Origin of the sequence: Allokutzneria albata (genome assembly GCF_900103775.1) — a bacterium.
GTDB lineage: Bacteria > Actinomycetota > Actinomycetes > Mycobacteriales > Pseudonocardiaceae > Allokutzneria > Allokutzneria albata.
The window spans coordinates 1,817,117-1,831,066 of record NZ_LT629701.1 but is presented as its reverse complement, the minus strand read 5'-3'; the positions used below and the strand labels follow the sequence as shown (position 1 = coordinate 1,831,066).

General features: G+C 71.6%; 16 protein-coding genes. 4 read left to right on the top strand and 12 right to left on the bottom strand.

Annotated features, from left to right (window positions below; translation table 11 throughout):
• Positions 1–24: 24 nt before the first annotated feature.
• From BLT28_RS08075 to BLT28_RS08060, 4 genes are all read right to left on the bottom strand, one after another.
• Positions 25–672, bottom strand: a complete 648-nt coding sequence (locus BLT28_RS08075) for a LuxR C-terminal-related transcriptional regulator (RefSeq protein WP_030433028.1) — start codon at positions 670–672, stop codon at positions 25–27.
• A complete protein-coding gene (locus tag BLT28_RS08070; protein ID WP_030433027.1) occupies positions 660–1,919 on the bottom strand; it encodes a sensor histidine kinase in 1,260 nt (419 codons plus the stop codon). The genes BLT28_RS08075 and BLT28_RS08070 overlap by 13 nt, the downstream gene beginning before the upstream one ends.
• A gap of 285 nt (positions 1,920–2,204) precedes the next feature.
• Complete coding sequence (locus BLT28_RS08065) at positions 2,205–2,630, bottom strand: erythromycin esterase family protein (RefSeq protein ID WP_030433026.1); 426 nt, start codon at positions 2,628–2,630, stop codon at positions 2,205–2,207.
• Positions 2,630–3,388 (bottom strand): sugar phosphate isomerase/epimerase family protein, encoded by a 759-nt coding sequence (locus BLT28_RS08060; RefSeq protein ID WP_030433025.1) that lies wholly within the window; start codon positions 3,386–3,388, stop codon positions 2,630–2,632. Before BLT28_RS08060 ends, BLT28_RS08065 begins: the two co-directional genes overlap by 1 nt.
• Positions 3,389–3,522: 134 nt before the next feature.
• Here BLT28_RS08060 and BLT28_RS08055 point away from each other — a divergent pair, with 134 nt between their 5' ends.
• A complete protein-coding gene (locus BLT28_RS08055) occupies positions 3,523–3,981 on the top strand; it encodes a MarR family transcriptional regulator (protein WP_162184935.1) in 459 nt (152 codons plus the stop codon).
• A 36-nt stretch (positions 3,982–4,017) separates the two neighbouring features.
• Here the strand turns inward: BLT28_RS08055 and BLT28_RS08050 are convergent, their stop codons facing one another.
• Together BLT28_RS08050 and BLT28_RS08045 are read right to left on the bottom strand one after the other, a co-directional pair.
• A complete protein-coding gene (locus BLT28_RS08050; RefSeq protein WP_156051717.1) occupies positions 4,018–4,722 on the bottom strand; it encodes a hypothetical protein in 705 nt (234 codons plus the stop codon).
• 212 nt (positions 4,723–4,934) lie between these two features.
• On the bottom strand, positions 4,935–5,783 hold the full coding sequence (locus tag BLT28_RS08045; protein WP_030433022.1) for an oxidoreductase: 849 nt from the start codon (positions 5,781–5,783) through the stop codon (positions 4,935–4,937).
• A gap of 67 nt (positions 5,784–5,850) precedes the next feature.
• Between BLT28_RS08045 and BLT28_RS08040 the strand changes: the two genes are divergently transcribed.
• Complete coding sequence (locus BLT28_RS08040) at positions 5,851–6,744, top strand: LysR family transcriptional regulator (protein WP_030433021.1); 894 nt, start codon at positions 5,851–5,853, stop codon at positions 6,742–6,744.
• On the opposite strand, the gene BLT28_RS08035 is transcribed toward BLT28_RS08040, so the two are convergent.
• On the bottom strand, positions 6,741–7,148 hold the full coding sequence (locus BLT28_RS08035; protein ID WP_030433020.1) for a nuclear transport factor 2 family protein: 408 nt from the start codon (positions 7,146–7,148) through the stop codon (positions 6,741–6,743). The genes BLT28_RS08040 and BLT28_RS08035 overlap by 4 nt on opposite strands.
• Positions 7,149–7,239: 91 nt before the next feature.
• On the opposite strand from BLT28_RS08035, the gene BLT28_RS08030 reads away from it, so the two are divergent.
• Positions 7,240–7,782, top strand: coding sequence for a TetR/AcrR family transcriptional regulator (locus BLT28_RS08030; RefSeq protein WP_030433019.1), 543 nt, complete (start codon positions 7,240–7,242; stop codon positions 7,780–7,782).
• Between the two features lie 28 nt (positions 7,783–7,810).
• Entirely contained in the window at positions 7,811–8,281 is a 471-nt protein-coding gene (locus BLT28_RS08025; RefSeq protein ID WP_030433018.1) for a GNAT family N-acetyltransferase, read from the top strand.
• Here the strand turns inward: BLT28_RS08025 and BLT28_RS08020 are convergent.
• The 5 genes from BLT28_RS08020 to BLT28_RS08000 form a co-directional block, all read right to left on the bottom strand.
• Positions 8,262–9,080, bottom strand: coding sequence for a lipase family protein (locus tag BLT28_RS08020; protein ID WP_030433017.1), 819 nt, complete (start codon positions 9,078–9,080; stop codon positions 8,262–8,264). The two genes, BLT28_RS08025 and BLT28_RS08020, sit on opposite strands and share 20 nt — an antisense overlap.
• 113 nt (positions 9,081–9,193) lie before the next feature.
• On the bottom strand, positions 9,194–10,342 hold the full coding sequence (locus tag BLT28_RS08015; protein WP_030433016.1) for an epoxide hydrolase family protein: 1,149 nt from the start codon (positions 10,340–10,342) through the stop codon (positions 9,194–9,196).
• A gap of 13 nt (positions 10,343–10,355) precedes the next feature.
• Positions 10,356–10,850, bottom strand: a complete 495-nt coding sequence (locus BLT28_RS41285; protein ID WP_030433015.1) for a hypothetical protein — start codon at positions 10,848–10,850, stop codon at positions 10,356–10,358.
• On the bottom strand, positions 10,847–12,613 hold the full coding sequence (locus BLT28_RS08005) for a DEAD/DEAH box helicase (RefSeq protein ID WP_030433014.1): 1,767 nt from the start codon (positions 12,611–12,613) through the stop codon (positions 10,847–10,849). Before BLT28_RS08005 ends, BLT28_RS41285 begins: the two co-directional genes overlap by 4 nt.
• On the bottom strand, positions 12,606–13,910 hold the full coding sequence (locus tag BLT28_RS08000; protein ID WP_052408086.1) for a DHA2 family efflux MFS transporter permease subunit: 1,305 nt from the start codon (positions 13,908–13,910) through the stop codon (positions 12,606–12,608). Before BLT28_RS08000 ends, BLT28_RS08005 begins: the two co-directional genes overlap by 8 nt.
• Positions 13,911–13,950: the final 40 nt, after the last annotated feature.

Genomic DNA, 13,950 nt, shown 5'->3' with positions numbered 1-13,950 from the left:
CGGGTCCGGGGGTCGGCCTCCCGGTCAGCGGGTGGAGTCGAGGTAGGCGAGCACGGCGAGGACGCGTCGGTTGCCGCTGTCCACGGCGGGCAGGTCGAGTTTGGTGAAGATGCTGCCGATGTGCTTCTGCACCGAGCTCGTGGAGATCACGAGCCTGTCGCAGATGCCCTGGTTGTCCAGCCCCTGCGCCATCAGGCCGAGCACCTCGCGCTCGCGCGGGGTCAGCGACTCCACCGGGTCGCGGGTGCGCCGGGTGAGCAGTTGCGAGACCACTTCGGGGTCCATCACCGTGCCGCCCGCCGCGACCCGCTCGAGCGCGTCGGTGAACTCCGCGACGTGCCCGACGCGGTCCTTGAGCAGGTACCCGATCCCGCCCGAGGCATCGGCCAGCAGTTCGGAGGCGTAGGTGGTCTCCACGTACTGCGAGAGCACGAGCACCGGCAGGCCGGGCACCAGCCTGCGGGCCTCGATCGCCGCGCGGATGCCCTCGTCGCGGAAGGTCGGCGGCATCCGCACGTCGGCGACGGTGATCTCCGGGCGGTGTTCGACGACCGCTTCGACCAGCTCCGTTCCGTCGCCGACGTTGGCCACGACCTCGAAGCCCGCGCGCCGCAACAGCAGCTCAAGCCCCTCGGAGAGCAGCACGTTGTCCTCGGCGATCACGGCGCGCACGGGAACTCCGCGGTGACGGTGGTGGGTCCGCCGACCGGACTGTCCACGGTGGTCCTTCCGTCCAGTGCGGCGACCCGGCGGCGGATGCCGGTGACGCCGCTGCCCCGGGACTCCTCGATCCCGCCGCGACCGTCGTCGGTGATCGACACCCGCAGGTGGTCGTCGATCCGGCCGACCGAGACCAGCGCGAAGCTCGCCCCGCTGTGCTTGCCCACGTTGGCCAGCGACTCGGCGACCACGAAGTACGCCGCGGCCTCGATCGCCGCGGGCAGCGCCCCGACCTCGCCCAGTTCCAGGTGCGCGGGCACCCCGGAGTCGGCGACCAGCGAGTGCAGTGCCCCGGTGAGGCCGCGGTCGGCGAGGATCGGCGGGTAGATCGTCCTGGCGATGGTGCGCAGCTCGGCCATGGCGGAGTCGGTGCGCTGCTGGGCCTCGCTCATCAGGGTCAGCGCGGTCTCCGGTTCCTCGCGGACCACCTGCTGCGCGATGCCCAGCCGCAGCGAGATCGACACCAGCTTCGCCTGGGTGCCGTCGTGCAGGTCGCGCTCGATCCGCCGCAGTTCGGCGTTGTGCGCGTGCAGCGCGTCGGCCCTGGTCTCGGTGAGCACGTCGACCCGCTTCTCCAACGCGTCCACAGTGGACTCGTGCAGCAGCCGCGCGGTCAGCTCGGCCCACGCCTGCGCCATCGGCGGGATCAGCTTGTACGCCAGCAGCGAGCCGAGCAGCAGCCCGGGGATGCCCAAGCCGTACGCGGACAGCGGGTCGCCCATGGCGAAGCCCGGCAGGTACTGCAGCTCCGCCCCGATCGGCAGCCACCACAGCACCATGGCCGCCACCGACACCACCGGGATGCCGAGCAGCAGCATCGCCGCCAGCCCGAGCGCCCCGCCGACGACGACCTGCAGCGGCATCCAGAGCAGGTCCCGGTAGGTGGCGCGGTCGCCGAGCAGCTGCTTCCACCAGGAGCCGACCCCGCCGCGCAGCCCGCGCGAGCGGACCGGCACCTCCCGGCCCAGCAGCCGTCCGGCGAGGACGCGGTGCAGATCGGTCCACCCCCGCAGCGCCACCAGGGCCAGCGGCACCAGCACGAGCCCGATCCCGGCCGCCACGATCATCATCGCGGAGATGAGCAGCGCGATCCCGGCGAACAGCGTGATCATCGCCGAGGGCACCAGCCCCACCAGCACCAGCGCCCGCCGCCCCACCGCGCCGAGGTGAGCCCGCACGGGTGTTCCCTTCGTCGTCATGCCGATCATTAGGTCAAAGTCGTCCTGGCGGGCGCATCGGTGCTGACTACACCTTTCGACTGGCGGTTGACTCCCCCGGGAGGGAGCGGAGTACATCCAGCCGCGTACCGATCCTGCCACCCAGCACTGACGACGGGCGCCGGGCTCCTTGCTTCACTGGTGCGGAGTCCCCGCGAGGACTCCCCGGCGGTCGCGTGAGTCATCCCCCAGAAGGGCTCGCGCGGCCGTCGAGCCCTGGCTGCGGGCCAGATGCGCGCCGAGGCTGCCGCGGCCGTCGCGGGAGACCTAGCCGTTGTGCACCCAGACGATCACCTTGTCGTCGGGTGCGATCCGCTGCACGGCCTCGGTCATGTACCTGTCGCGCAGCGCGCTGCCCTTCGCGGACAGGGCGGGCAGGGCGTTGATCTCCGCGGCCCGGTCGCGGGTCCACTGGTCGGCGCCGGGTTCGTCGAGCGGGTCGATGCCGCGGAACCGCACGCGCTGGTCCCTGGGCAGTGTGGCGTTGTGCGCGCGCAGCCATTCCACGAGCTCCAGCACCTCTTCGGTGTGCCAGGTCCAGAACCCGACCGCGGCCAGCGCCGGCCGCGCGGTCCCGGTGCCGCACTCCGGCGAGGGCGTCCGCGAGGGGTTCGAGGTTCCGGTCCCGGGCTCGACCCCGTGCAGCGCGATCGCGTTGTCGGTGAGCCACCGCGTGATCCGGTCGGACCGCATCAGTCCACAGCAGACCAGCCAAGGAGTGCGGCGGCGTCGTTTCGAAACTGCTCGACGGAATCGTCCGGGACGAACTCCAGCAGCACGAACCGGTCCTGCCCGTCGGAGGTCAGTTCGGCGAGCACCGGCCGCCACAGGTCGGCGCGGTCGGACAGCGGCAGCCGCTCGGTGAACCCGTCCGGCCCCCAGGAGAAGGCGTGCACGGTGCGCAGCTTCGGCAGCAGCGACCGCACCTCCTTCAGGCACGCGTCCACGTCGGGGGTCTCCTTGGGTTGCCAGTACGGCACGAGCGCGTCGACCTCGTCGAACAACCGCGTGGCGGAGTCGATGTCGTCGGTCAGCGTCTCGACGTGGTATTCGACCGCAACCCGGATGCCGTGCACGGCGGCGAGGTCGGCGCAACGCCGCAGGTCCTGGGTGACGGCCGCGCGGCGGGCCGGGTCGGTGTCGGAGGTCCCGGTGACTCCCGCCCAGACCCGGATCACCGGTGCGCCCAGCGCGACGGCGGTGCGCACGGCGTCCGCGAACGCGGCGGGTTCGGTCTCGCCCGCCTTGTAGTAGGAGCCGTAGCCCTCCACGAGCAGCCCGGCGTCGGCGGTGAGCGTCCTGGCGCGCTCCGCGGCGGCGAGGTCGCCGACCGGCACGTGCACGTCACCGCCCCACGTGATCGCCCGCAGTCCCGCATCCGCCGTCACCCCCACGACCTCGGGCACCGACAACTGCCGGAAGGTCACCGAGACCACACCCGGAACGATCACGCCCACTCTCCCCTCGTCGATCTTCACCCCCCACCCTAATCGAAAACGACAATCACAACCATCCCCCGCCGGGCCGGATCCGCTGCGCCCTTTAATTTCGTTCGCCGAACGAATGTCTAGATATGATCATGATCGTGGCCAACAGTCGGGACGAGCTCGTAGACCAGGTTCTCGCGGCGGGCAGGCGGCTGGCGGCAGCCGCGGTGGCCCTCCACTCCGCTGTCGCCGACAAGCAGGGGCTGTCCCCGGTCGAGGAGAAGGCGTTGGAGCTGCTGGAGAACAGCGGCGCGCTGACCCCCGGCGAGCTGTCCCGGCGGTGCGGGCTGGCGCCCGCCTCGATCACCGGGCTGATCAACCGGCTGGAGGAGAAGGGCTTCGCGCGGCGGAACCCGCACCCGCAGGACCGCAGGCGGCTGCTGGTGGAGGTGCGCCGTGACCGCAGGCAGGGCGCGGACATCCTGCTGAAGGACTACCTCGACAGCGTGGCCGAACTGTGCGCCGACTACGACGACACCACGCTGCGCGCCATCGTGGAGTTCACCGACGAGGTCGCCCGCCGTCAGCGCGAGGCGGCGGACAAGCTCGCGCGCTGACCCGGCCGGGGACTCCCCCGGCCGGGCCGGTGCGCGTCACGCGGAGATCGGCGCCTCGATGCGGTAGCGGCCGACCCAGGCGTTGGCGGCGACGTCCTGCACGGCGTCCTCGACCTTGCCGGGCAGCCGTCCCGCGGGTGGCAACGGAAACCGGTACCGGGTGGCGGGCAGGCCCTCGCGCGGCGGCGGCTCGTCCACCCGCCACTGGTCCAGCTGCGGGTACCGCGCCGGGAAGGCCGGGTCGGCGGGGAAGACCTCCAGGCCGATCCGCTGGTCCGGCCGCACCACGCTGGCCCGGTCCAGCAGCGGCCGGGAGCTGATGCCGACCGCGCCGATCTCCTGCCACGGCACGGCGTGCAGCGTTCCCTCGGCCCGCCACCACAGCGCCCGCCGGTCCACGATCAGGCCGCGGCCGCGCAGCGAGGCGCGGGCGCTGCCGACGAACCACAGGAACGCCGCGCCGGAGACGATCTGCCACAGCCAGATCCACGGGTGCGTCTCACCGTCGGTGAGGATGGCGGCGCAGACCACGGCGAGGAACCCGGAGATCCCGCCGCCGAGCATCAGCCACCGCGCCCCGGAAACCCCGAAGTCCAGGTCGACCGCCCCCGGTTGCAGGGCCAGTGCCCGCTCCGGCGCCGCGATCTTCATCGTCGGCGGGCGCTGCGGGTTCACCACGGAGGTCTCTGCTACTGAGGACGGAGCGGGCACCCGCTCCCAGCCACCACGTCGCCACTTCACGTGATCAACCCTAGTGACCTGGACTCTGCCACCGCCGCGTGTCCCCGTTCGAGCCACCGGTGCCCCCGGTGCCCCGACTTCGGTGGCGCACCGCAGCCACCCACCACTCGCGCGCACAACCAGGGCAGGCCCTGATCGATGAGCACGTGATCACCACCTCGTCCGTCGTGCCTGCTTTTCCGTAGGACGCACCAGGCACCGCCGGCGTTGGGTCAGAACGCGGTGGAGCGGGACAGCTTCTCCCACTCGCGCAGTTCCTCCCCGGTCGCGCGCAGGTGTTCCAGCACGGCGTCGACCGCGTCGTCGCCGAGCGGCAGCCGCAGCGGCACGGTCTCGGCGTCGAGCGCGGTGCGGATCGCCGCCGCGGCCTTGGCCGGGTCGCCCGGCTGCGTGCCGTCGATGCTCTTGATCATGGTACGCGTGGGCCCGACGGTGTCGCGGTAGTCGGGCAGCTCGGCGCTCTCCACCAGCCCGGCGCCGGAGAAGGAGGTCCGGAACGCGCCGGGTTCGACGATCAGGACGTCGATGCCCAGGGGCGCGACCTCGGCGGCGAGGGCGACGGAGTAGCCCTCCAGGGCGAACTTCGTCGCGCAGTAGGCGGAGAAGCCGGGGTAGGCGACCTGGCCGCCCATGGACGACATCTGCACGATCGCGCCGCTGCGGCGGGCGCGCATGCCCGGCAGGACCGCGCGCACCAGGGCGGCGGGCCCGAACACGTGCAGCTCGAACAGCGCTCGCAGTTCTTCTTCGGTGGTCTCCTCGGCGGCGCCCACCTGTCCGCGTCCGGCGTTGTTGACCAGCACGTCGATCCGCCCGTAGCGGGTCTGCACGTCGGCGACGACGGCGGCGATCGCCTCGTGGTCGGTGACGTCGAGTGCGAGGGCTTCGACCTGGTCCACGTGCGCGGCGACGAGGTCGGCCAGCACCTCGGGCCGCCGGGCGGTGGCGACGACCACGTCCCCCGCGGCGACGGCGTCCTCGACGATCGCGCGTCCGAAGCCGCTGCCCGCGCCGGTCACCAGCCACACCCTGTTCCTGCTCACTGTCTCTCCTGTCGTCATCGGGATGGGAGAACCTTGCGGTCGAACGGTGTTCCGCGTCCAAGACCTGCCGTGATAACCAAAGGGCATGGACGTGCACCTGCGGGATCTGCGCTACTTCGTCGCTGTCGCCGAGCACCTGCACTTCACGGAGGCGGCCGAGGCGCTGTACGTCAGCCAGCCCGCGCTGTCCAAGCAGATCAGGGCGTTGGAGACGCAGCTGCGCACGCCGTTGTTCGTCCGGGACCGCCGCGGGGTCCAGCTCACCCCGGCCGGGTGCGCGTTGCTGCCCGCCGCGCGCGAGGTTCTGGCGGCGTGGAGCCGCGCGGAGGACGTGCTGGCGTCGGCGGCGGCCGATTCGGAGGCGACGCTCGTCATCGGCATGAGCACCGGGCTGGGCCGGGGTCTGCTGCCCGCGATCCGCGCGCGTTTCGCCGAGACCGCGCCGGGTGTGCGGCTGGTGTTGCGGCAGGTCGGCTGGGAGGACGTCACGGCGGGCCTGGACGCGGAGGAACGGCAGCGCACCGACGCGGCGTTCGTGTGGTTGCCCTTGACCGAGCCGGAACGCTTCGAGTGGGTGCCGGTGGCCGTGGAGCCCCGGTTGGTGGCGCTGCCGGAGTCGCATCCGCTGGCGGCGCGGGAGGAGATCGACTTCGTCGACCTGCTGGGCGAGCCGTTTCTCGCGCTGCCCAAGGACAGCGGCCCCGCGCGTGATCACTGGCTGGCCGTGGAGGCGCGCGGCGGGGCGCCCGCGGTCATCGGCGGTGAGGTCGCTTCGACGGAGGAGACGGTGGAGGCGTTGGCGTCGGGGCTGGGCGTGTGCCTGGTGGCGGAGGGCAACGCGGTCCTGGTGACGCGGGACGGGATCGTCACGCGGCCGGTGCGGGGACTGGGACCGTCCACTTTGGCCTTGGCGTGGCGGCGGGGTGACGACCGTCCGCTGCTGCGCGCTTTCCGGGCTGTCCTTCCGGTCCTGGGCTAGTGCTTCCCGCCGAGCGGGACCCGGTGCGCGGTCACCTTGCGCCGCTCGATCCGCCAGCCCTCCTCACCGCGGAGGAGCCTGTCCTCGTAGGTCACGCTCGCGCACGTTCCGTCCGCGTTGACGCCGATTCCCTTGGCGCGGGCGTGCACCGAGCCGTCCCCGAGTTCGGTGAGGACGATGTTGGTGATGTGGTGGCCGACCGGGTTCAGCTCCCCCAACGCGCGCCCCGCCGCCGCGATGGCTCGCACTCCTTCGAGCGGGTGCTGTCCGAAGTCGGTGAGGTCGTAGGTGGCGTCGGCGGTGAAGACCTCGTCCAGCCGGTCCAGTTCCCCGCTGTCGCAGATGTGACCGTGCATGGACAGCACGTCCGCGATGGCGACACGATCGCCGCTGCTCAGAGCCATGTTCTCCGCCTCTCCCACTAAATGGGGATATCCCCGCTTGTGTCGGGCGGTACCGTAGTGGGGAGTTCCCCGTTTCGCAAGGAGTCGGTCGATGGCACGCCGGGCAGACGCCGCGCGCAACGTCCAGCTGCTCATCGCCGCGGCGCGGAGCCTGTTCGACGAGTCCGGTCCCGATGCCGCACTGGACGAGGTCGCCCGGCGCGCGGGGGTCGGCAACGCCACCCTGTATCGGAACTTCCCCACTCGCGCCGACCTTCTCGTCGCCGTCTACGCCGGGGAAGTGGACGCGCTCTGCGCGCGGGGCGCCGAACTTCTCCACCGGACATCTGCGGCGGAGGCACTGGAGGAATGGCTGAGCTGCTTCGTGGCACATGTCGCCACCAAGCGCCCGTTGGCTTTGGCCTGCACGGAGAACAACAGCGAGCGGCGCACGGAGTTGTTCGGCGGTTGGCATGAAGCGATGCGGTCGAGCGCGGCGAAGCTGCTCACCCGAGCCCAGGAGGAGGGCGCCGTGGGCGCCGATCTCACGGTGGCGAACCTGCTCGCCGTGACCAGCGCGGCCGCCGTCGCGGCAACCGATCCCGAGCACGCGCAGCACCTTCTGCACGTCATGTGCCACGGCATTTTTAATTAATAAAAAATGGGCGTGCTACGGTCTCTTCATGAATCCACGAATCATTGTTGCGACAGAGAATGACGTTGACGGTCTCGTGTCGTCGGTGGAGGGTCTGTTCGCCGAGGACGGCGGGCGGCGCGATCCGTTCATGGACACGGGCTGGCCCGCTCGGGAGGGTGCGGCCTACTACGCCGACCTGGTCGGCCAGCCGGACGCGTTGTGCCTGCTGGCCGGGAAAGACCAGGTGGCGGGGCATCTGGTGGGGCTGATCAGGAGGTCGTCGCTGCGACCGGGGGCGGTGACGGGGGTGCTGGAGAGCATGCGCGTCGCTCCCGCTTCCCGGCGGCGCGGAATTGGTTCGGCGTTGATCGAGCGATTCTTCGATTGGGCGGCCGGGTGCGGGGCGAACGAGTTCTCGGTGTCGGCGTATTCGAGCAACGAAGCCGCACTGGCGTTGTACCGCAAGCACGGCTTCGTACCGTTCGAGACGAAACTGACTAGAGGTTCTTTCCGATAGCGTCGACGTACTTGGTGATGGAGTGGTCCCGGATGGCGTCGCGGGCGGGGGCGAGCGCGTCGGCGGTCAACCCCTTGACCCGGTCGACCAGGGCGCCGAGCAGCGGCATGCTGTCGCGGATCCTGCCGCTGGCGTCGATGTAGTGCAGCGCGTTGACGTGGTGGAGCAACGGCTCGGGCGGGACCTGAGCGACGATGTCGTTGTTGTTGACGAAGCGGTGCATGCGCTTGGCGAAGGCCTTGTTGTGCGCGGCGGCGAGCAGCGGGTCGCAGGTGCGGGGCTGGCCGTAGGTGTAGATGCCGCCGGCGAGCAGCTTCGGGTCCTCGAAGTACAGGCGGGCGCCCGCGAGCATGGCCAGTGCCCCGCCGAGGCTGTGGCCGGTGATCCACAGGGTCTGGTCGTTGTCGCGGAGGGTGGTGATCGCGTCGAGCACGTCGGCGTAGACCGAGTCCAGCGCCTGGCCGAAGCCGAAGTGGATGAACCCGGTGCCGCCGTAGCCGGGCCACGGCGGGGTGGTGATGTCGGAGAGCCAGTCGCGGATCTCCACGGGCTGGGTGCCGCGGAAGGCGACGACGATCATGGAGTCGCTGGCGGCGGTGTAGGCCTGGGTGTCCTGCAGGGGGAACGGCGGGGTGTGCCGGGTGTGGTGGTGGCGGACGCGGTCGAAGCCCCACTCCCCGACCTTCGCCGTGACGGTGGCCGGATCGGAGTAGGCCAGGCCCGCGGCCTTGGCGAGCCAGTGGGCGTGGGCGAGGCTGTGACCGGTGGCCTTGTGGTCGGACGCGGCGGCGGTGGTCATGGCTGAGGTGTCACTCCGGTTGCTGCCGTGGCAGCTCTCCGTCTTACCGAAGATCTACTCCCCGCACGCCCCGCTACACCCGATGCGGCGTTGTCCCCTGGCAGAAGCCGAGGTCAGCGGACGAGGCGGAAGAACGCGCGCAGGTCGTCGACGAACAGCTCCGGTTGTTCGAAGGCGCCGAAGTGGCCGCCGCGGGGCAGTTCGCTCCACTGGCGGATGTCGGTGAACCGCTTGGCCGCCCAGCGCCGCGAGGGCCGCAGCAGCTCTTTCGGGAAGATCGCCGCGCCCACCGGTACGTCCACTGTGGACGTCGTGGGATCGGTGAACAGCTTCTGGATCTCGGTGATGCTCTCCCAGTAGAGGCGGGCGGAGGAGGCGGCGGTGCCGGTGAGCCAGTAGAGGGTGATGTTGTCCAGCATCTCGTCGCGGGTGAGGGCGCGTTCGGGGTCGCCGTCGCAGTCGGTCCAGGCGCGGAACTTCTCCAGGATCCACGCGCACTGGCCCGCCGGGGAGTCGGTGAGGGCGTAGCCGAGGGTCTGCGGGCGGGTGCCCTGCTGGACGGAGTAGCCGTCCTCGGTCTTCTTGGCGCGGTCGAGGTCGGCGATGGCGGCGCGTTCGGCGTCGGTGAGCTCGCCGAAGGTGTCCGGGTCGGGTGCGGCCAGCGGTGGGGCGAGGTGGATGCCGACGATCCGCCGGGGTACCTGCTGGGCGATGCTCGTGGTGACGCTGGTGCCCCAGTCCCCGCCGTGGGCGCCGAAGCGCTCGTAGCCGAGGCGGTCCATCAGCTCGATCCACGCGGTGGCGATGCGGTGGACGCCCCAGCCGCTGGCCCGGGGCTTGTCGCTGAAGCCGTACCCGGGCAGGGACGGGCACACGACGTGGAAGGCGTCGCGGGGGTCGGCCGGGTTGGTCAGCGGGCCGATGACCTTCAGGAACTCCAGCACCGAGCCGGGCCAGCCGTGGGTGAGCAGCAGCGGCAGCGCGTCCGGGTGCGGGGATCGGACGTGCAGGAAGTGGATGCCGAGCCCGTCGATCTCGGTGCGGTACTGGGGGAAGGAGTTGAGGCGGGCCTCGGCGGCGCGCCAGTCGTGCTCGTCGGCCCAGTACTGGCAGAGTTCGCGGAGGTAGGCCAGGGGAACGCCCTGGGACCAGTCGTCGACGGTCTCGGCTTCGGGCCAGCGGGTCTCGGTCAGCCGCCTGCGCAGGTCGGCGAGGGCTGCCTCGGGGATGTCGGCGCGGAAGCGCGTGATGGTTTCCGGCATGTCCTGAAGGCTTTCAGTCTCCGTAGAAGCCCGCAATGTCGATATCCCGGAGGGGAATCCAATCGGGCTCGATTGGTGCGTCGAGCGGGTAGCGCAGCGTGACGGCGAGCACGGGGCGTTCGTCGACGCGCTGGGCGAGGGTGTAGAGGGTGGCGAGCACGTGCGCGCAGTGCGGTGTCCGCGCCCGGCAGCCGCATTCGGTGTGCTGTTCGGCGAGCGGGACGGCGACGGTGAGGGTGCCGGCGAGTTCGTCGGGGAGGTCGCCGGTGTGGTCGGCGACGACCCCATCGGGGGCTTGTGTCCACAGTGGAAGTCCGATGTGGACGGAGTGTCCGGAGACGGTGGCGGTGACGCGGCCGGGTTCGGTGCGCAGGTCGGTGACGGCGTTGTTGCGGGCGAGGCTGCGTGCCTTGGGCAGCAACGGGTTGGGCCGGGTGACCGCCGTGGACTCGACGGCGCGGACCCAGGCCCTGCCCCAGGGGGTGGCGCCGAACTCGGGTTGGGTCAACTCAGGGCTCCCGGGTCGAGGTCGAGGACGTCGTGCAGTTGCTCGTCGGTCAGGTCGGCGAATGCGGTCTCGGCGCCGGAGACCGCCTCGGCCAGTGCGCGCTTGTTCTCGTGCAGGCGGGCGATGTGGTCTTCGATGGTGCCGCCGGTGACGAGGGTGTGCACGGTGAGCGGGCGGGTCTGGCCGATGCGGTGGGCGCGGTCGGTGGCCTGTTCCTCCACAGCCGGGTTCCACCAGCGGTCGTAGTGCATCACGTGCCCGGCGCGGGTGAGGTTGAGGCCGAATCCGGCCGCGCGCAGGCTGAGCAGGAGTACCGGCGGCGCGTCGTCGTCGTGTTGGAAGGCCCGCACGAGTTCGTCGCGCTGGGCCGCGGTCAGTCCGCCGTGCAGGAACGGCACGGGGCCGCCGAGTTGGTGGGCGAGGTGCCGTGACAGCAGCTCCCCCATCGTCCGGTACTGGGTGAACACCAGCGCCCGGTCGTCGTCCTCGACGATCTCGGTGAGCATTTCCGTCGCGCGGTCGAACTTCCCGGAGCGCCCGGTCAGCGGCAGCTCGTCGGGCCGGTACTGGGCGGGGTGGTTGCAGATCTGTTTGAGCGCGGTGAGCAGCGCCAGGACGCGGCCGCGGCGTTCGATGCCCGCGCCGAGCCCGTCGGTGAAGGCGCGCTCCACGGCGTCGCGGTAGAGCTGGGCCTGTTCGGCGGTGAGGGTGCACGCGACGGTCGAGTACACCTTCGGCGGCAGGTCGGTGGCGACCTCGGATTTGGTTCGCCGCAGCACGTGGGGCGTGATCAGCGCGTTGAGCCGGGCGGCGGCGGTGGCGGAGCGGCGTTGTTCGACGGGGGCGCCGAAGCGCTGCCGGAACCGGGCGCGGGTGCCGAGCAGTCCCGGGTTGGTCAGCGACATGATCGCCCACAGCTCGTCGAGGCGGTTCTCCACCGGGGTGCCGGTCATGGCCACCCGGCGCTGCGCGCTGAGCCGCGCCGCGGCTTTGCTGGCCTGGGCGTCGGGATTCTTGACCTGCTGGGCTTCGTCGAGCACCACGACGTCCCAGTCGACGTCTGCCAGACCGGAATCAGAGCGCAGGACGCTGTAGCTGGTGAGCACGACCGTGCGGGGCGGCACCGGCCGGGGCAGGTCGCGGCGAGGCCCGTGGTGGGTGAGCACCGGCGTGTCCGGCGCGAAGCGGCCGATCTCCCGCCGCCAGTTCCCGACCAGCGAGGTCGGGCAGACGACCAGGTGTGGTCCGTCGCGGGTGGCCAGCAGGCAGATCGCCTGGAGGGTCTTGCCCAGGCCCATCTCGTCGGCGAGCACTCCCCCGCCGGGCACGGAGTGCAGCCACGCGACACCGTCGACCTGGTAGGGGCGGAGGTCGGCGTTGATGGCCCCGAGCTTGGCGCGGGCCGCTGCTGCTCGACGGTAGCGGTCAAGGAGCGCGGCGGCCGAGCTGATCGCGGTCTCCTCGGCGTTGAGGATCGCGTGCGCGGCGGGCGGCATGCGCTGAGCCAGCTCGGCGAACGCGTCGTCGTCGGCGCCTTTCTCGACCAGCCGGACGGCTTCGCGCCAGGCCCGCGCCGACGCGGTGGCACCGGGCAGCTCGTCGGGGCCGACGAGGCACGCCTCCACGTCCGCGGGTTCGACGCGCTCGCCCTGCGGGAGGGCGAGGCGGCAGACGACGCGGCGCCCGGCGATGTCGGTTTCGGCTCCCCACAGAGCGAAAGCGCCGTGCGCTGGCACGTAGGTGGCGTGCAGGCGCTCAGGCATGGACGACCTCCCGGGCCGCGGCGCGGCCCGGCAGGAGGAACGTGGCCGCGAGGGCGACCGCGAGCATCAGGACGCCCAGCCGGAGTGCGGAGGCGAGCGAGGCGGTGCTGGTGTAGTGCGTGCCGATGATCGCGACCCCGAGCGAGGCGGCGAGCTGGGCGACGGTGTTGTAGAGCCCGGAGGCCGATCCCGCGTCGGATTCGGCGACCTCGCCGAGGGTCAGCTGCGCCAGCGGCGCGATGATCAGGCCCATTCCGGCTCCGCCGACGATCAGGCCCCACACCAGCTCGGGCTGCGCGGCGACGAGCGCGAACCCGGCCGCGAGCACGACCAGTCCTATTTGGACGGTGAGGCGGCCGGTCCTGGGCAGCAGCACGGCCGCGGCGAGCCCGGCGAACACCGGGACCGCGACCGACCACGGCAGCATCATCAGGCCCGCCGACATCGGGCCGAACCCGGCCGCGTTCTGCAGGTGGAGCATGTACACCAGGAAGAACCCCATGGTGGGCACGAAGAACAGCAGCTGGAGCAGCAGTCCACCGGAGACCGAGCGGACGCGCAGCAGCGACAGGTCCACCAGCGGGTCGGCGACGCGGCGTTCGTGGAGGACGAACACGGCCAGCACCAGGGCTCCCGCGGCCAGCAGCTCCCAGTTCCCGTTGTGGTTGAGCGGGTAGAGCACCAGGAACAGCCCCACCGCCGAGAGCACCAGGCCGACCAGGTCGAGGCGCCGCGACGGCGCGGGCTTGTCCTCCGGCAGCAGCCGCAGGGCGGCGACCGCCGCGAGCAGGCCGATCGGCACGTTCACCCAGAACACCAGCCGCCAGCCCAGCCCGCCGAGGTCCCAGGCCAGCAGCGCGGGGCCGAGGATCGGGCCGAGGGTGGCAGCGAGCCCGGACAACGCGGTGTAGGCGGCCATCGGCGCGGCCCGGCGCTGCGGCGGGTACATGAGCTGGATCTGGGTGAGGACCTGGGGGATCATCACCGCCGCGAGCAGGCCTTGGAGCACGCGGGCCAGGACCAGGACGTTCGCGCTGCCCGCGAGCCCGCACAGCGCGGAGGCCAGCGCGAACCCGGCGAGCCCGGTGACGAAGACCCGGCGGTGGCCGAGCAGGTCGCCGAGGCGGGCGCCGGTGATCAGCCCGACGGCCAGGGCGAGCGCGTAGCCGCCGACCATCCACTGCAGCTGGGCGGCGGTGGCGCCGAGGTCGGCCTCGATGGCCGGGAGCACCACGTTGAGGATCGTGACGTCGACGAGGTCCATGAACGCCGCGACCAGGACGACCGCCAGGGCCACCGAGCCTCCTGGAATACTTGACCAGCGCCACGCACTTATT